The sequence below is a fragment of the Paenibacillus amylolyticus genome (assembly GCF_051136285.1).
In the GTDB taxonomy this organism is placed as follows: Bacteria; Bacillota; Bacilli; order Paenibacillales; family Paenibacillaceae; genus Paenibacillus; species Paenibacillus amylolyticus_F.
In genome coordinates this window covers 178575-196660 of record NZ_CP194938.1, presented here as the reverse complement: position 1 = coordinate 196660, position 18086 = coordinate 178575, and the positions used below count along the sequence as shown (strand labels likewise).

The 18086-nt window shown below is 47.0% G+C and carries 12 protein-coding genes; 1 reads left to right on the top strand and 11 read right to left on the bottom strand.

What is annotated here, in order from left to right; translation table 11 throughout:
* Positions 1–51: 51 nt before the first annotated feature.
* Both ACR8BL_RS00905 and ACR8BL_RS00900 read right to left on the bottom strand, forming a co-directional pair.
* The gene (locus tag ACR8BL_RS00905) at positions 52–2379 is read right to left on the bottom strand and encodes a hypothetical protein (protein ID WP_434758308.1); all 2328 of its coding nucleotides are present in this window, start codon (positions 2377–2379) and stop codon (positions 52–54) included.
* A 24-nt stretch (positions 2380–2403) separates the two neighbouring features.
* Positions 2404–3645, bottom strand: coding sequence for a hypothetical protein (locus ACR8BL_RS00900; RefSeq protein WP_434756518.1), 1242 nt, complete (start codon positions 3643–3645; stop codon positions 2404–2406).
* A 21-nt stretch (positions 3646–3666) separates the two neighbouring features.
* Between ACR8BL_RS00900 and ACR8BL_RS00895 the strand changes: the two genes are divergently transcribed.
* Entirely contained in the window at positions 3667–4071 is a 405-nt protein-coding gene (locus ACR8BL_RS00895; RefSeq protein ID WP_434750862.1) for a hypothetical protein, read from the top strand.
* Here ACR8BL_RS00895 and ACR8BL_RS00890 read toward each other — a convergent pair.
* The 9 genes from ACR8BL_RS00890 to ACR8BL_RS00850 form a co-directional block, all read right to left on the bottom strand.
* Positions 4052–6061, bottom strand: a complete 2010-nt coding sequence (locus ACR8BL_RS00890) for a hypothetical protein (protein WP_434750861.1) — start codon at positions 6059–6061, stop codon at positions 4052–4054. The two genes, ACR8BL_RS00895 and ACR8BL_RS00890, sit on opposite strands and share 20 nt — an antisense overlap.
* A 60-nt stretch (positions 6062–6121) precedes the next feature.
* Positions 6122–6727 (bottom strand): hypothetical protein, encoded by a 606-nt coding sequence (locus ACR8BL_RS00885; protein ID WP_434750860.1) that lies wholly within the window; start codon positions 6725–6727, stop codon positions 6122–6124.
* A gap of 39 nt (positions 6728–6766) precedes the next feature.
* On the bottom strand, positions 6767–7240 hold the full coding sequence (locus ACR8BL_RS00880) for a hypothetical protein (protein ID WP_434750859.1): 474 nt from the start codon (positions 7238–7240) through the stop codon (positions 6767–6769).
* Between the two features lie 174 nt (positions 7241–7414).
* Complete coding sequence (locus tag ACR8BL_RS00875; protein WP_434750858.1) at positions 7415–8647, bottom strand: hypothetical protein; 1233 nt, start codon at positions 8645–8647, stop codon at positions 7415–7417.
* Positions 8648–8750: 103 nt separating this feature from the next.
* Positions 8751–9590: a hypothetical protein gene (locus ACR8BL_RS00870; protein ID WP_434750857.1), complete on the bottom strand. Its 840-nt coding sequence runs from the start codon at positions 9588–9590 to the stop codon at positions 8751–8753.
* Between the two features lie 14 nt (positions 9591–9604).
* Complete coding sequence (locus ACR8BL_RS00865; protein WP_434750856.1) at positions 9605–10687, bottom strand: cell adhesion protein; 1083 nt, start codon at positions 10685–10687, stop codon at positions 9605–9607.
* 10 nt (positions 10688–10697) lie between these two features.
* On the bottom strand, positions 10698–14666 hold the full coding sequence (locus ACR8BL_RS00860) for a hypothetical protein (RefSeq protein ID WP_434750855.1): 3969 nt from the start codon (positions 14664–14666) through the stop codon (positions 10698–10700).
* 26 nt (positions 14667–14692) lie between these two features.
* The gene (locus ACR8BL_RS00855; RefSeq protein WP_434750854.1) at positions 14693–16513 is read right to left on the bottom strand and encodes a hypothetical protein; all 1821 of its coding nucleotides are present in this window, start codon (positions 16511–16513) and stop codon (positions 14693–14695) included.
* 87 nt (positions 16514–16600) lie between these two features.
* The gene (locus tag ACR8BL_RS00850) at positions 16601–18085 is read right to left on the bottom strand and encodes a hypothetical protein (RefSeq protein ID WP_434750853.1); all 1485 of its coding nucleotides are present in this window, start codon (positions 18083–18085) and stop codon (positions 16601–16603) included.
* Position 18086 lies beyond the last annotated feature (1 nt).

Sequence of the window (18086 nt, the reverse complement as noted above, 5' to 3'; positions counted from 1 at the left end):
GTTGCGCGTGAAAAAGCCCTTACCACCAATATAAGGTAGTAAGGGCTCTATTTAGCTTTGCCGTGGGTCTGCCTTAACGAGTATGTCGAACATACCTCCCCACATCGCTTGCCTTGTAGTCGCAATCCGCACATAGAAACTAATCTTGTCATTGTGCTCAAGCGGCTCTACATACACCAGTTGGGGGCGCGGTTCAAACGGAGCATCAAGCTTACTAATCTCAGCTTTGGCATTAACCCCATCAAGTTCTCCTTGGTCTACCCATATCCGAATGTTCTCGACGGGGTAACCTAAAGTGTTCTTTACAAACACTCTCTCCGCCGCCGTGGTCTGTCCTGCCACCATCGTACCGAAGTCGAGGTATTTCAGGATTTCACCAAAGTCGTCGGAGTAGAAGGTCTCTGTGGCGTTACAGAAAAGCAGTCCAGAGTAGCCGCCGACGAACGTTTTCTCCCAATTCTTTGACCCGCCCAATTCGTCAAGTGTCTCAACCCGTACCGTATTGTTCTGGGACTTCTTAATCTTCTGCCGTGGAATAACAAACTGGATATTGAAAGGGACATGAGTATAGCTCGAGAAGTCAGATTCAGGGTAAAGCTGTTCACCGTTTACGAAAATTCGATACTGTACTGGGTCGCTATCGGGGTCAGCCACCTGGAGATTGATGAAATTACCCTTAACATCCCCTGAGATGGTTGGCGCGGTATTCGTCTTAATTATAATTTGCGTAAACGTGGTTAACGTCCCAAGGTCATCCGTGGCTTCAATTTTTAATGTGTTTGCGCCTACGACAAAATCTGAGTTGTTGATTACCACCGCAACGTTGGCTGGTGACGATTCAAGTTCCGTAAATCCCGTAGAAGGGTATTTCTGAACGCTGTTGAGCAACACCCTGTACTGTACCTTGTCTCCTTCGGCGTCGCTAACCGTGCCACCCAAAGTCACATTGTCCTTGTGTAACTGCGTGGCAGATAATTCAGGGGTTACGATCGGAGGTTGGTTGGTCTTGGTTACATACCAACCAACCGAGTCCATCCTACCCACGTCATCCTGCATCTCTAGCAGGACAAAGTTGTTGCTACCTATATCAAAGTACGTGTGCGGCAAATCCTTGGACACAGCAATATCAGGAAGTTGTGCCGCTGTCCACCCCACTGAAGGAAATCGCTGAATGCCGTTTACACTAATCTTGTAAGAGGTCAGGTTAGACGTTACGTGAGATAAGTTAGCTATCAGCGATACGCCTTCCTTATGGAAGGAAGTGTTCATGCTTAGGACGTTGAGTTGGAATACTACCTCAGCCCCGCCCATAGACCTCTTGTTATCATTGGTGATGTAAAGGAAGTTAGGGTTTGGGCTGCTGTTACCTGCGTTATTAGAGACACCTAACTGACCGTACAGGTTGTACCCCGCCGCATATGCTCTACCGTCGTTGTCTACGACTACCGTGTGATAATATCCGCAGGACACTTGTTTTACGCTACTGCGTACAAGACGCACCGTAGGTTGGGTTGTGCCACTCGTCCCATTCCCTAACTGCCCCTGGTCATTGTGTCCGAAGGTGTAAAGGTCATTACTGTTGGTTATTAGCGCTGAGAAATAGCCGCCTGCTGCCACAGACCGAACGTTGGTCATAACCGTTCGCGGTAGAGAGTAGCCGTTACCTGTGCCATTACCCGTAGTCACGCCTAGCTGACCATAGTAGTTGTAACCCATCGCCATCGCGTTTCCGTTGTCAAGAAGAACAAGCGTGTGGTAGATACCTCCATCCACCTGCTTTACGCCTTCCATCACTTTTGTCCATCTTACAGCAGTGCCGCCAGATACCCCTAGCTGACCGTAGTTGTTCTGCCCCACGGCATACAAGTCTCCATTCTGAGCGATATAGAACGAGACGTTGTACCCTGCCCCTATGTTCTTCGCTCCTGAAGCTGTTTTGGTCGGACTCCAAGTATCTCCTGTCACCCCCCTGCCTGATTGGTAATACCCGTTGTAACCGAACGTATACACATCTCCGTTGTTCTTTAGCACCACGGAGTGAATATACCCACAGGCTACCTCTTTAACGTCAGTCATAACAAGCACAGGGGTTGTAGTAGAGTTGTCAGTCCTCCACTGCGAAGACACTCCAAGTTGACCGTAGTAATTGTACCCCATGGCGTACAATTCTCCGTTTTCAAGCAGGACAAGCGTGTGGTAGTTACCTTCACCTACCTGCTTAACATTGGAGAATTGGGTTGTCTTTTGTGGAGCGTAGTTGGCACTGCTTGATCTGTTTCCTCTGGTTTGACCTAGCTGACCGTAATGATTATACCCGAAAGCGTACAAGTCTCCATTACTCTTAATAAGTGACGAGTGTAGTGACGCGTGGGAACTCATTGAATCACCTTCCTTAGCCCGCCATTAGGCAGGGTCACCTACGACACGAATATCGAAGAGACCCCCGCCGACGGCTTGTCTTGTAGTATTGATTCTCACGTAGAATGGGACTCTCTCGCCATATTCTAAGTGTGGGATTTCCAGTGTGCTTCTTGGTATAAATGGGTCTTCATCGGCACTCAACTCTACCTTTTCGTAAACAGCGTCAAGGTCTCTTTGAGACACGAACAAACTGACATTCTTCACTGCGTACCCGACAGTGTTCTTCAGATAAACCTTGAACGTTCCTGTCGTGTTGCCCGCGACGACCGTACCGGTGTCCAACAATTTAATGATTTCACCAATATCCGTGGAATAGTAAGCCCCATTTTCGTCTGTAAACATAAGACCCGAGTAATCGATGAGTGCATTGGTTGCCCAAGTAGACTGCATACCCAAGTCGTCCTCAGCAACTATCTCAACTTTATGGATGTTACCGAACTGTACTTCTTCAGCGGGAATTTTATAATTCACATATGCAGGGGAGTTCAGTAGACCTGTCATGTCCATGTCAGGCGGGTATATTTTCTTCCCGTTAAGTCTGACTTGGTATCTCAGCATATCCCCGTTCGGATCGGTCAACCGCGCGTACAAGGTCTGCCCTCTTACATCGCTCTGGTCAAACTCTACGGCATCATTTACCTTCTTTACTGTTAGCGATGTAGTCCTTACTGCACCCAAGTCGTCCATCACGGTTAACGTAACCGTGTTGTTTCCGACTCTCATATCCTTATTCCTTAACTGAATGGTGTAACTGAATGGTGTCTTGATTAGCGTTGAGTAGTCACCCGAAGGAGGTTGAATCGGTACATTATTCAAACTTACCTTAAACTGCACAGAATCCTTCTCCGCATCAGTAACATCGAAGCTCAGTGTCGCGTTTTCCTTGTGTACAGAGGAAGGTACAACTTTCATATCGGACAATGGGGCTTGGTTTGTCCTTGTGATAAGCGTAGACACAGGATTAGGCGTAAGATACGTGGATGAAGGGTCTTTCGTCTCCACATAGATAGTAGTCGAACCGAACGGGAATTTAGTTGCATCTATTGTATGTTTGGCATTATATGGCAATTTAACCGACGGGGAATACCCACTCGTAGGGTATAACTGTGCTCCTGCCCCCGTATAGATACGGTACTGTGCTTGCTTCGCCGCAGAATCTCTACCCGACAAAGAAAAGGAGACGTCCACACTTTCTTTATGGAATATACTAGGCGTAGCCTTCATATCCGTGGTGTCAATTCCTGAGTGCTCTACCCAAAAATCGGTAATGAACCCACCATTCTCTCCTCTAAGCACAGAACCATCGGTATAGTAGCCGAAGACGAGTGTGTGACTCCCTGCCGCAAGATCCCTCTCGAACGTGAACCATCCCTGGCTTCCACTTATCGTAGTTATTCTCGTACCGTCAAAATTAAACCAAAAGAAGTCGTAGTTCTGTTCGCTGTTTACCCTGTATTGAAAGTGAATCTTTCCTGCACTTGGAAAGGTGTACGTCCAAGTAAATTGCGTACTGGAACCATGACCTATGGAAACAGTTCCAATCTGGCTTCCCGTATTTCTATGGCTACCGTTCCACGTAAACGTCTCGGGACTAAACTTCTCTGTGATACGCATGAACTATCCTCCTCCCCTACAGCGCATCGGCTGTAACTAAGATTTTGAAGATACCGCCGCCAACCGCATCGGGGTTACAGTTCAGCCGCACGTAGAATTTCTGAGACTGGCCCGTGTCATACGTCGAAGAGAAGAACAGAGCGGACTGCGGGTCGAAAGGGTCTCCCTCTTCGCTAAACTCAATCTTTTCACTTACAGGGTCTAACTCCAATTGGTCTGCTTTTATTCTCAGGTTCTTCACGGGATACCCGAGCGTGTTCTCTACTGCAATCTCGAACACCTCAGATTTCTGGCGCGCATAGTTCACACCAAGGTCCAGGTATTTGATAAGAAGTCCAAACTCCGTTGTGTAGTAGTTACCGGTGGGGTCTTTAAACATCAGCCCACTGTATTTTAATATCCCCGTGTAAGTCCATGTCGTTGAGTCTCCGGTTGAGTCCTTACACTCCACAATCACCGTATTCGATTGATTGGACTTGAACTTCTTGAGCGGAATCGTATACATGAAGCTGTAAGGTACAGGAAACGGTACAGAGAACGATTCTTCAGGGATGACTTGTTCACCATTCAGTAATACCCTATATTGAATCAGGTCTCCGTCTGCGTCATTAATCGTCCCATAAATCGTGTTACCTTTTATGCTAAGATCAAGTACGGGCTTGCTGTTAAGCTTCGTGACCGTGCTCGAACCGCTGACAACGGTTGTGTTTGTCTTGAAGTTGTCCTTGGCTTCTACGGTGATTGTGTTCACTCCGTTAACCAAGTCACTCGCCCTAAACGACCTCCTGATACTCAGCGGTGACGTGTACTGCGATACTGACCAATCGGAATAGACAGCCTCATTCAAGAGCACTCTGTAAGTCATCCCGTCATTCAGATCTTCGTCTGTAACTGTAGCTTCAAAGATGACGTTTTCGCTATGAACGGATACTTTATCTACCGAAGCAACAATTAGCGACTGTTTATTGACCACGGTTACCGTAAAGTTCTTGGTATGTATCCCGCCAAAGTTATCCTTCATCTCAATCGTTACAGTATTTTCTCCGAGGGCAAACAAGTTGTTATCTAAGGTAATAGAGTTCCCTGAAACTGGAATAGTGGACATGGCCCCGAATGGTACAATTAAATTGTCGTTAACCTTAACCTGCCACGATGCTGTTGAAGCTGTGCCTGCCGTCTCGTTGTCCACGTCAAAGTTAAATACCAAGTTTTCATCGTGGATCGTGCTATTAAAGGAGACGTTAGTCGTGACTAGGTGAGATAGATTCAGCACCTGTACTTGGTTAGTTGCCGCAATGTAGTAAGCCACGCTAGGCATAACAGGATTCACCTGAATACATTTAAGGGAAGCCCCTCCAATTGATGACAGGCTACTAGGTGCTAAGCTACCCTGATAAACTCCATTATCCTTCCTAAAGCATCCGAGAGTACCGTCCGACTCGTTAGCGCCTGATCCCCAATAGTAGAAATTGGATGTGACCCACAGACCGCTTCCTGTGAAACTGGAATCAAGTGAGTGACCGCCGCCAATGGTTGTCATTAGAACAGGAGAAGTGGCTTTGCTCTTTGTGTCCCAACGGTAAAGCCCATTGTTGGTCCTGTTCCAGAAGTATACGTATCTTTCCCCGTCCCACCCGCCACGACTGTACGCCGTCATGTTGTTAGGCGCGGGTACAGCTACCCTGGAAGTTACTACGCTTGTGTTGGTATTAATCGTCCAATAGAAAAGAGTGTTTCCACTCTTTGACCAGCCTACGAGATAGTCCTGACCTTTATCAATGAATACAGCGTAAGCGTAAGGGACAGAACTGTTATTCTCGCAGATGTTTCCAATGACAGCATCGTTACTGTACCAGTTAACAGTCCTTATGAATGACCCCACTGAGCCGTCCGCATTTTTTACGTAAACGGAAACAGAACTCAAGCTTCCATTTACTATATATAAAACCTTGTCGCCAACCATTACGTCTACGGCTGTGCCCACATTAGCCAAGGCGGTCGCCTTACCGCTGTTAACGAATATCAATTCTCCAATAGATACAGCCATGAGTTATCCTCCTTAATAATGGAAAAGACTGTCTTAGGATCAAGACAGTCCGAAATTAACTTCGCCGCCCACGCCTTTTCTCAGTGGAGCATTGATTTCCTCAGCGATTCGATTATTCTTCTTAATCACAAGCGTACCATCAAGTTTTTGGTCTGCTACGAGCCAGAAGTTCATGTACATCGACTGACCAAATGGAATCTTACATAAAGCCTTGAACTGGAACGTAACCCCATCAATCTCTATTACGGACTTATACCCAAAGTTATACTGGTTGATGATCGTGTCCGTCATTCCACCACCACCCGCAAGGTTTACAGTAGATTCCGCATCCTTATAGGTAATCGTATCGCGGAAGTGATCTGCAAGACCTGTCAGCGGGTACTCTTTGTCTCCTACTTTATAGGTGACTTCTATTCCTGTGCCATTGAGGTTGAATACCCCGTCAGCTTCGTAGAATAGCTTACGCCCGTGACCGATAACGCCAAAGCGAATCAGCTTGTCTCGTTCGAGCGAGTAAAAGCTGTGCTCTTCCTTCGTCTGAAAGTCAAATTCAGATAAGTGAGTTCCGTCATAGTACTCACCTAGCCAAATGAAGTCTTGTTTAACAGGAGAGACTCCGTTGTGTTCAGTAAAAATCGAAATCATGTTGCATTTTCCCCCTTCATTGTATTGAAGATTATATGATTATACGTACTGGTAGGAAACACGAGTCAGGAATGTTACCAAACCTGCGGTAGCCGTTGGCGGGACGTTGGCACGGAGCGTAACTTTTGATAAGTTAGCTGTCGTATTGGCAGTGGCGACGTTACCATCATTAGCCGCCCCTTTGATTGTCTTCGCGGCAGTATCCGACTTGGTTGCACGAATATCTTTTGTAACTGTGCCGCCGACAGCCGTAAACGCGGTTTCGGACAGAGAGTCAACTTTAACCTCAATCCAAGTGTTGGTAACAAGTTCACCTGTGTTACCCCCCGAACTATCCTTAGTAGTGATTGTGCAGTTCTGCATGTCGGAGACTGCTGTAGAACCGCCACGGTTATTCCAAATCAGTACCGTAAAGGTAGTGGACAACGAACCTGCGTCAACCGTACCGATATCCCATTGCGTTACTTGCGAAGAATTATCGGATGTATACCAAGAAACTATTGGTGCTGGCATTGTATTTCCTCCCTATATTGCTTATTTCTCGACTTCGTTCTTGTCAAGTTATAAACAATATAAGTTGGGCAGGTGAAACCTTAACAACTGCTGTGTAAATTGCTACTTCTATATTGAGCATTTTATAGTCAAATATCGCTACAAATAAAAGACCCCGATTAAGGGGTCTAACGACTAGAGAATTTTCTTGTACTTAACAAACAGTACATCAGGGATTCCATCAGTAACCTTCAACGTTTCAGGTGCGAAGTCCACACCACGGACTGCTCCGTTACCGTCTACAAGGTAATCGAAGTTGATACCAGGTGCTTGTACTTGACCGTTAATGAACAAAAGGACAGTCTTGGGTTTAGCCAGACCGTTTACGAAGACATACTCGGTCTCGCCACCCGCCGCTTCAAACATTTCTTCTTCATCTTCAGTTTCAAGCTTCACCAAGCGGTCTTTCTGAGCTTTAAACTCAGCATCAGCGACAGTCTCAAGGTTAACGATACGCCCCTCAGCAGTGCCGAAGTCTCCCGCTTTAAAGTAACCATTAGCCGAGTCAGCATCACGGTCAGCAATACCAGCAGTCAGTGTATCAACGTCAACCAAACGCTGTGCAAGGTCAGCCAGGACAGCCTGTACATTAGCACCATCGTAGTTAGGGTCAACGACTACACCGACAAGGCTTGCTCCTTTAGTAGCCGCTGTGGATGCCAAGTCGCTACGGATAGCTGTATCAGCATCCGTACGTGCTTGAATCTCGTTAGCAATTTGTTGCACAATGTTAATGGTAAGGTTAGCATTACCATCATTGTCCAGTGTTCCAGATCCGCCGTAAATATCCTTCATCAACTGCTTAAGGTTCATGTAGGCCTTAGCGTCAACAGCATCGGCTACGAGACCTGCCCCGCCGCTAACAATAGCGTCAACAGGGATTACAGACAAGTTAGTACGAGTAATGTACTTGTAGTCAATGGTTACAGCATCCACGAACCTGTAAGGGGCTTCTGCTCCTGCGACCTCACTGAAGAAGTCGAGGTAGAACTCTCCTGCATCCTCACGGACTTTAGCGTAAACTCGATCGCCGTCTTCATCAATGAACGGGAAGTCTTGCGACCCATTCTTACGTATCTCGAGTTCTTTACCAACAACAGTTCCTTCGCTGTTGGAATCTGCTGCTACGACAGTGTTCAGAATGTCAGACGTAATTGTGATGGAGCTCAGACCCGCACCAACTGCAATCGCGTTCTTTTGAACGAATACGTCGATTTTGGTATCTTCAAGGGATTCACGGTGAGCGTGGAAATCAATATCCAAGTACTTTTCATTGATTTTGTTGGCAACATCGAAGTGGTTGTTACGCATCAACTTGTTGTTCAACTGCTCGCCACGGAATCTAGCAATACCTCTAGTTCCTGCCATATTCTTCACCTCTCTTATTATCATCTAGCGGTGTCTTCCTCTACCGCAAATACATTATAAGCAAGTAATCCAACATTTTATTGATAGATGGTAGACTGAGTTACTACCTGAGCCGAACCATTAATTCTATGGTCACACCCTCAATACCTTCGCCCCGTTCGACCACGTTAATGCGGAAATGGTCATCCTTGTTGATTCGAGGAACGGATATAGCATAAGGTCTACTTGACGTTCTACTAGAACGCTCAGTCCCATCCACCACAAGATTGCTATGGAAGATTGTCTCCCACTCAGGGGTTGCGCTGTCGTAGCTTTCCTGAGAGCACTTCTCAATCTGGAATGCGGTGTCTGCTACTCCTTCACGTGATGTAGAAGCGTAAACCTCAGTGATATCTCCCTCATACGGGAATCTCATGACTAGCTTGGCTACACCATCAAATACCCGACTCATGACGAACACTATTGTCTTTGATTCTGCCCGCTGCTCAATAAAATCGAGACGGTCGTCAAGGCTATTGTAGGGAGCATCTCCGTCCTTGTATTGCCTAGCCTTATGTACTTCTTCTTCCAGAGCCAAGAACCTGAGCCCGTCAATGTTGTCATTTCCTTGACGGTATTCAGGCTTCCAAGTACGGATGAGTATTTCATCGCCTGCCTGTAGCTGTACAGTGTGTCCGGCATACGGCGTGTCTCCTTCATACTTGCCCAAGTCCAGACGGATAGTTGTTGGGTCAATCTCTTCGTAGCCGCCGCCTTCCAGCAAGTGCGCCCCGTTAAAGTACACATCTAATTGCTTCGTGCCCATACGATATTCATGGTCAAGGTAAAGGAACAGCCCACGCTCTAACGCGAGGTACTGCTCGTCTACGATGATTTCTTGCTCGTCCCAATACTGAAATTCGCCGCCACCATAGCGGCGAAGGGTCATCTTAGTTCCTGCCATTTACGCTCACCTCCTTACGTATGGTTAATATCCAGAATAAAGTGCAGAGGTTTAATCTGAAAACGGTCTTCCATCTTCTCGACTTTCATCCAGAACTTTCGTTCCCCAAGAGGTGGCAAACTACCCATGTCCAGAAGCTTCGAGAAATCCCCTGTCGGCATATCTGCTCCATCATCGTCGCAAATATCTGCCCACTCGTACCCAAACGTCTCCATGTACTTTAGGATGCCAAGGGATATCGTATTTGCAGGTTTCTCCTTGGAAGGGTTCTGTAGTACCATCTGAACAAGAATCTGATTGTCGTACATCGTTCCAAGATACGTGTCTGTCTCTTTATTAAGTTCCCTGCCGTTCCAGGCGACCTTCAGTTCAGTGCCGAATAGGAAAATGTCACCACCGTAGATGTCAAATGCGCCAAGACTCGATAGGAGTGTTCCTTCCGTATCGTAAACCCTGATCATCCCGTTATAAGGCATCGAGGGAAGGTCAATCTCACAACCTGTCCAGCTAGGCTCGACCACGGCCGAAGCCACTGAATACCCGTCAGGGTCACACAAATAAACCGAGTATCCCATGGGTAGATTACCTATCGTAATTTTGTCGCTCTTACACACAACCATTCTATCGAGGTTCAGGGTATCGAAGTTCGTCTCTGCACGGTGCTTTAGGATCACACCCATTTTCTCAGCGACCATGGGAGCAGTATCGAATATCTCCCACCCACTACCACGATTGGCATAAAACGTCCACTTGTTACCTCTCTTAAGTGCCCGCCAACGACTATACTCTCTTGTGGTTGTGTCCTTGCTTTCAAGGAACTCCAACCGATGATACCCGTCCTGCCAAATGATAATACCGCCTTCATCTAGCAACTCTGTCGGTACGTAGTCTGCGGTCACTTCCATTAGAAGAGTCTGCTCTTCAGGAACATCAAACATGATCGAAGTGCCGCTTTCAGTGTGCGGCATGATGACCTGACCTAAAGCATTGTCGATTGAAACAGCATCACTAGGTGAAAGGGTATAGCGGGAATGAATACTCCCGCTATCGAACCTGTCATCGAAGATCAAGCCACTCGACTTCTTATAGATTCCCAATTATTATCACCTACCTTGTTTTCTTCCAGTTCCAAATGCTCCAAGAAGCGATCTTACCGATAATGAGCCAGATTCGAGGTTTCTTCGGTTCTTCAGGTGTCTTGATCATACCGCCCTCAGGCTTCTCGATGGTCGTCTCGATTACACGCTTAGGACGTTCTGCTTCTTCTGCTTGGTCAATATCAACTTCGAGAACTCGCTTAGGTCTGTCGGCTTTCTCTGCCTGCTCAATGCCCACCTCAATCGCCTTAGTAGGTCGAGCGGCTTCTTCCGGTTCGCTGATATGCGTCTCAATAGGTTCACGGTTATTCGTTACTTCGGAGTTATCTTGAATGTCGGTCTCAATTTGTAACCTCTTTCGTGTTCCTGATTCCAATTGTTCAATGACCGCAAGGTCTTGGTGTGGACTATACTCAGCGAGTTCTCCCGCTTGAATCAGTGCATCCGTTTCCTTGTCGCTTACAGCTTCCTCAGAATCATGTACGACTGCTTCAGCATGGGTTGTTGTTGTCGCTACCTCCATTTCCGAGATAGTTCCGACTTTACTGCTATCATCAATATAAGCAGATTCATTCTCGTGAATAATGCCGGTTGTCGAACCATCATGGTATGCGGCTGATTCTCCTTGATGAACGACCGCATCTTCAGAACTGGATGACGTTGCTCCTTCAATGCCCGCCACAATTGCGTCATTAGTCTCGCTGTGTGTAGCCCCCTCTATCTTGGACTCCACTGCTTCATATCCCTTGTCTGTGAACGTTGCCATAACTTCTTCGCCAAGAACCGTCTCCTTCGCGACATCGCTCTGCCAGGCACTCTCCAACTCCTGAATAGACGTAGGTGAGTTCCCATCACTAATTCGAGCGCCTTCGATTTCACGGATAACTGCATCTCTATCTGTTCGCTGTTCTCCCAGACTAATACCGTGCCACACACCGTCCACGCTTGTGTCATTAAAGGCAGTCTCCGGTTTGTGCTCATACCCGACATGTTTGCTATTGGACTGTACCGCCATCTCTATGTTCTGCATAATGCCGTCAGCACTGGTTGCTTGATCAGCCGTTTCCGGTCTTCCTATTATGCCTTCGTACTCCATGCCTGCCGAGCCTGTTTCAAGTCTTGCGCTCACACCTTCAGTAACAGAGTCCGACAGTGCAGTCTCAAGCCTTGTCCTTGCGCCTTCAGCCATAGGGTTTGATAACGCTGTCTCAAGCCTTGTCTTTGCGCCTTCAGTCATAGGGTCCGATAACGCTGTTTCCTGTAGATGGATTACACCATTTCTTGTAATGTCGGAGTCTGCCGCTGTGAGAGCTGTCGGTTTAAGTCCTTCACCAGATGTCTTCTGCTCTCCCGTGTCCAGCTTTTGAATAATCCCGATGTGCTTGTTGGCTTCAGCGATTGCCTTACTGATTTCAGTAATGTCTCCCGTCCGGTTAAGATCAAGTAAAGAAGCACTTAACATTTCCTGCGGCATAGTGCCTAGCGGTTCTAAGACATATCGCCCGGTCGTCGGAGATTCTACAAGCAAATCTGCGCCCTTGTTGTGTTCGGCCTGAACTTCTTTCTGATTGGAAGCGATGACCGTCACTCCTGATCCCGCCTGTTTCATCTTCTCTATTACCGTCTGCGTGATAGCAGGGAAATCGGCTCGAGTAAAGCCTTGAGTAATACTATCTTGGATGATGCTTCCCATTCCTGCTTCAATGAAATCAGCAGCTTTCGAGCCGTACATGATTTCCATGAGCCGTACAGCCTTCAAAATTTCAGGGGATTCTGCAATCACTCCATGAATCTGCTCGAACGTGTAAAGGGACTCCAATTCGGCTTGCACACGCTCTGTCATACCAGCTTCCGTCCACTCTTCTACTCCAGCTTCCTTCATGTCGCTCGTTTTAGTAGAATCCATGAATCTATCAACCAGTGAGTTGCCGTCTACATACACTTCTGCGTCATTGATAAGCTGGATAACTGCATCTCCGCTCACGTAAGTAACATGCGTAAAATCGTCAACGTGAATGTCAGCTCTATACTCCTGTATGGCGAGTCCTTGGGAAACCAGTTCAAGATAACCAGCATTGTCTCCAATAGCACTAGAAGCGTCTGTAAAACGTCCTGCTTTGTTCGTGTCAGAAGTATACTCTGCAGCTGTAAGATGGTTCTCTGTAGCATCCTTGATGCTATCTGCGCCTGATAAGGAGGAAATAACGATATGCTTATCGTAATAGTACGATTGCTCTAATTTCTCAATCCCCGCCTTGTACTCCATCTCAACCTTACCGCTTTCCATTTCAAGGGGAAACCCACCCTCATATCTTGTGTCAGCCGTCAAAGTCTGGTCAATCAGGAGCATCGAGTTAGCCCAACTATCGGCTTTCGTTAATGTCTCAAGTTCGCTATCCTGCCTTGTATCATAAGTCAAAAACTCCTGCATATCCGCTGAAACACTTGTGTCCACAGATTGTGTAGATTCGATTCTAGCTTCCTTTACATGAGGGCTGGACATAGGCAAGGATTCAATGCTTTGACCGTTTTCGTAGGTAACAGCAGCGGTCTGCTCGTCTGTCTGTACGTGGGCGTAAATCAAGGTCTCGTACATCAAACTATCTTGCATTTCGGCATGCTTTACATTCTCGCCTTGTGCCATGACACCCTTCACCCGGCCATCGTAAATCGGTTGAATCAATTCGCCCTTCGCTTCGCTTTGCTGGCTTGCTTGCATGACCACATCCGTCTGGAGGAACTCCTGAGCATCAGCATTCTGATAAGTATGAACCTCAGTAAAAGTCTCAAGATCAGCATCCTTATGTGTATATACCAACACAAACTTGCTCAGGTGAGCAGGTTCGTTGTGAAGGGTTTCTGCCAGTATGTAATCATTTATCTCAGCTTCACCGCCGTATGTATCGGCTAATGTCGTAAGCGTAAGTTCAGCTTCATTCTGCTTCTCAGCATAAACAGGTGCCCCGGTCTGAGCGTCAGATACCATACCCGAACGTCCCATCTCTGTGCGGGAAACAAAAGCATCTTCCGTGACCTCCAGACGTCTCGCTTTCTCCCTATGCCCAAGAGAACCTTCTAGCTGAGTATCCGCAAGCACATCGTCTTCCAACGAAGATTTTTTTACAACAATCTCTGCCAGTTCGTAACCTTGCTCACTTCCCTCACTTGCGAGGACTGCGTACTCTAAGGGGTAGGTCTCCCCCATTGCCCTGTAAAACCCTAACTCACTTGACTCTGTACAAGACAACTCACCCACCAAGTTGATATTAGGGTCATGCGTTGCTGTGCTGGATAAAGTAATCTCTCCATCTAAAATACTGCGGACGATGTTGGATAGGATCGCCCGCCCTTCTTCAACATTTAACCGAACACCATTCTCTGCCGATTCCATCCCAACCATGTGTGCGTCATACGATGTACCAGATACCGCGGATTCAATTACGTGGACTACGCTCTGTTTATTAGATAGAGAAATGGAAACCCTGTTCCCTTCTGCAACGGTAACCTTAACATCGTAAAGATCACCGGAAGACATTTCTTCAAGATGTGAAAATCGATCTATGCGACTACCTTCACTCACCGCCGTACCTTCAGCATCAAGTACCTGCTCTAGCCTACGTACGCACTGTTGTTCTTCAGATTTTGTGTCCGTGACTGTTTCGCCGTTAAAATACTTATGGATGCCCGACAGGTACGATACAATAGAAGCAACTACAGTCTCGACCTCAAAACCGTCATATGGAGTGACGTACTCAGCACTTCCTAGCCGCCCAAATAATCCGGTAGCCGAGTGAGGTACTTTATTTGCGCTCTTCATGGTATCTTCAATCAGTGTTCGATAGGTACTGTTAACGGGAGCGGTCAGGTGATATTGATTGCCAGCATGGATAATCTGCTCAAACCCAATTGTCAGTTCATAGCCCTTTTTAGAAAAAAGGGCGGTGAAGCTGATTAGGTAAGATTTCTTACCGTTCATCATTCACCGCCAACCTCCCTTGCTATTTATTACGAGTTCTTCTTCAGCGTCTCTTTCAGGATGCCGAGACCGATTGGAGCAAACGGCGACATGTTAGCCAGTGTGAACGGGCTGACAGGTGTGTCTGCCAACGTGTAGCGGTAAAGTTGCTTGTACTCGTAAGTAGCAAGGACTTCCGATTCAGCCGCAGGTGCTTTTCCCTCAAGGAAGTTGATTGTCTTCGTCTCGATATCAACCGTGTAGTCTGTGCCGAGCACTTGGTCTACACAATCCACCTGAACTTCCAACATAAACGGAGTGCCGTCATCCTTCAGAGAAGGTGAGTGCGCCATATGGAATACTTTATTAAAACCAGTCCCCTTGCCTACTTCCTCATGGTCGGATGTCTCCACGACCTCAAGTTCATCGAGTTGGGAAATGTTCTTAGGGTGTACGGCGTAACATTCGTCAAGCTTGCCTACAAAACCATCATTAGGGTGAACAATGTACATTGGCGAGATGTGATACTTACCACTGTATACCGATGGATTAAAACGTGATTCACCCGCATCAACGTTTTTATCGTGCGTAATAAATGCAAGATAGTGTTGTTGGTAGTACGTTCCGCCAATGGACTGCTGAAGCTGTACCCCGCGGTTTCCGTTGGATGTGTTATTACCGTAGTCCACGTAAACTGCACCTAACTTCATATCCTTTTTCCAAACAACCTCATCGGCTTCCCGGCAACCGGAGATAATGACGTTGTTCTTACGAGGAGACTTACCCAGAGTCGTTAGCCTCCCGATGTACAACGGAGCGAAGTAAGTATTCTCAGCGCCCGGAGTAGGATCTGGACGGAAAAACATTACGATTCGGTCTTTGGTCACATTCCCCCAATAGTACATCGTACTATCACGTTGCCATCCTCTATCAAAGTTCTGCAATGGAGTGAATGACAATGCCGTTGGTAGAGATGGGTAGATGTAGTAAATGGAAGAGTAAACAGCATTCATTAGATCATTCGGTTTATCGGGATCAAAGTTCTTGACTGTGATATCACCGTAATTCAGCGTTTCGTTTCCTGTGGCATTTAGAATTCTGATGTAGGATGCGTGTAATTCTGCCCCTGAGTCCGGTGCTTTGCCAACAAACGTTACACTATTATTACTGTAGTCAACAGTGTATACATTTGCATCCTGTTCTACCTGATTCACATAAACCCTTACAGTATCCGCTTTAATCGTCGCCACCGTTGGGATTTGGAACAACTTACGAGTTCCATCACCATCCGGTAAAATGGATTCAGGGTCACCAACTACTACAGAACCGCTAACGCCTTGTACGATTCGTTCGCCCCGCACATCATCGAATGTGAAGAAGTACATACGCTTCACTGGCTGAGGTGCGATTGGAGATGGGGAATAGTTTGCTGTAATTGCGTCAGTAGACAACGGTGCGGACGTGAAAGTGATGATACCGTTCATTTCATCCAGAACGTAGTCAGTCGAAGCAACCGCGTTACCGTTCTTATAGACGATTACGGAATCTTTGAGTACAGGGAACACTTGGAAGTGGAACTTCGTGTTTAATGTCTCGTTTACAAGCAACGCACCCAGGACGGAGTTCTGTGAAATAAATTCTTGCTCACCCAAGGTTGGCTTGTTTTTTTTGCCGTATCCATAAACCATGCCGAAGTTCCGCATTTGGTTGTCCGAGCCGAAAGACCGGAACAAGCGGACATCTGCGAACTTCGTACCGTCTTGAGATACGGAGCGGTACTTAATGAATGTATCCCATCCCTTGGAGTTAAACAGTGCTTCAAGGTCTTTAGGGAACAGCTGAATCGTGGAATCTCCATCAAACCAACTCACGATAAATCACCTCTCGTTTTGAATTCCCCCGTCCATTATTCTAATTAAAAAGATGTTTTTAATAGGATTAATGACAGGGGTATATTGTTATGGGGTTGTAGGCTGTGTTGGTGCAGGTGTCGGAGTGACCTCTACACCTTCGTCATCTACCGTATTTAAGTACAAGCCGATACCTGCTGGACGATACTGAGTTCCCGGTTTACTTGTCAGTGGGGATACACCCTCAACCAAGAAGTAACGGAATACATCGAATTCGTCAGGGCAGTGCTCCTTCTTCACACGCAGTTTATTTGCGTTAAAGGATAGCGCCGAAAATGCGATGGTGTCTTTCAGTGCTCCCCTCACCCCTTCTTCTGGATGAACCACATATAGCTTGGAAGTGTGAACTTTACCGCTATATCGGGAAGGGTTAAAGGAATACTTGTAAAGAGGATTCTCAGCGTTGTTCCAAGCCCGCGGGTAGTCCCGCTTACCATCCTGCGAAGTACGCATTGGAGGGATGGCGTTGGCTGGAGCGTTCCAGGACAGGTAGTATGCCTGATATCGAGCACCGAGTTTACCACGGCTGACCATAACGTTATCCAATCCGTTTGCAGGATACTTGGGGTAGGATTTCATTAGCGGCATGATGTTCGGTTGTCTCTTCGTCGTGTCATCGAAGTCGTATTCAGCGATGGCCGTCAGCCCCGCTGAGCCTGTCTGTGTCACGATCGGTACACTACCTGTGAACATGGCGTAGGCATCGTCACCTTCTTCAATGCTTTCCAGCTTACCGAAGTAAAGTGGAATGATTGGAACAAGGTTTCCTTCCGGTGCAGGTACGTTGTCACATTGGATGATGAAGAACAGGCTATCTCCGTTCAAGTGACCTTTAATGGAAATTTCCGAGTCAGCCCACCAGTTGGTATTCTGAATCGCATAGTTGATATTGTCGTCGTGGTAGTTTTCCAAGAAGTTGGTACGAAGACCAGCTTGCATGATTGGAGACTGCATCCGACTACCTTCAGCTTTAGATACAGTGAAGCTAGGCGTTGAGCCTGTGGCTGTGGCTACCCAACCTGCCGCTTCTACTTCGATATCCAGAGCCGCCCTTTTCAGGTCGCCCGAGTTAATCCAAGGCAGTGTTACATCAGAGTAGTTAGGCATAAGTCCCGCTAACTTCTCGACCATGTAGAAGTACAGAGTCTGTGGGGAACGATACTTACGGAACTCATTTGTAGCCCATTCCGAGAACACCGCAAGTGTTGCTGGAACAGGAGCTTTGGAATCAGGTGACTTGTTTAGCTTCCGAAGTTGACCAAGGTTCTGATTCCAAGTACCAAGAACAGCTACACCAAACATCTTACCTGCAGTGTTCTTGTAAATGAAATGCTCTGCCACGTAGATTGGAATGTCGGCCAAATCTAGACCGTTATACCCGCTTCGCATAATACCCGCGTCAAAAACCACCTTCTTAAAGTTAGCGACTGTCTCCCATCCTTGAGTAGCAAGAAGTTCTCCCAACCGAGGTTGAATATCCTGCTCCGTTACCTTTGGGGTAAACGATGCAGGAGTTGTGTCGATAAATGGCATT

Bases quoted from the DNA above. Each gene is read 5' to 3' on its own strand.
- ACR8BL_RS00905 (WP_434758308.1), bottom strand. From the start codon at position 2,379: ATGAGTTCCCACGCGTCACTACACTCGTCACTTATTAAGAGTAATGGA.
- ACR8BL_RS00900 (WP_434756518.1), bottom strand. From the start codon at position 3,645: ATGAAGGCTACGCCTAGTATATTCCATAAAGAAAGTGTGGACGTCTCC.
- ACR8BL_RS00885 (WP_434750860.1), bottom strand. From the start codon at position 6,727: ATGATTTCGATTTTTACTGAACACAACGGAGTCTCTCCTGTTAAACAA.
- ACR8BL_RS00880 (WP_434750859.1), bottom strand. From the start codon at position 7,240: ATGCCAGCACCAATAGTTTCTTGGTATACATCCGATAATTCTTCGCAA.
- ACR8BL_RS00875 (WP_434750858.1), bottom strand. From the start codon at position 8,647: ATGGCAGGAACTAGAGGTATTGCTAGATTCCGTGGCGAGCAGTTGAAC.
- ACR8BL_RS00870 (WP_434750857.1), bottom strand. From the start codon at position 9,590: ATGGCAGGAACTAAGATGACCCTTCGCCGCTATGGTGGCGGCGAATTT.
- ACR8BL_RS00860 (WP_434750855.1), bottom strand. From the start codon at position 14,666: ATGATGAACGGTAAGAAATCTTACCTAATCAGCTTCACCGCCCTTTTT.
- ACR8BL_RS00850 (WP_434750853.1), bottom strand. From the start codon at position 18,085: ATGCCATTTATCGACACAACTCCTGCATCGTTTACCCCAAAGGTAACG.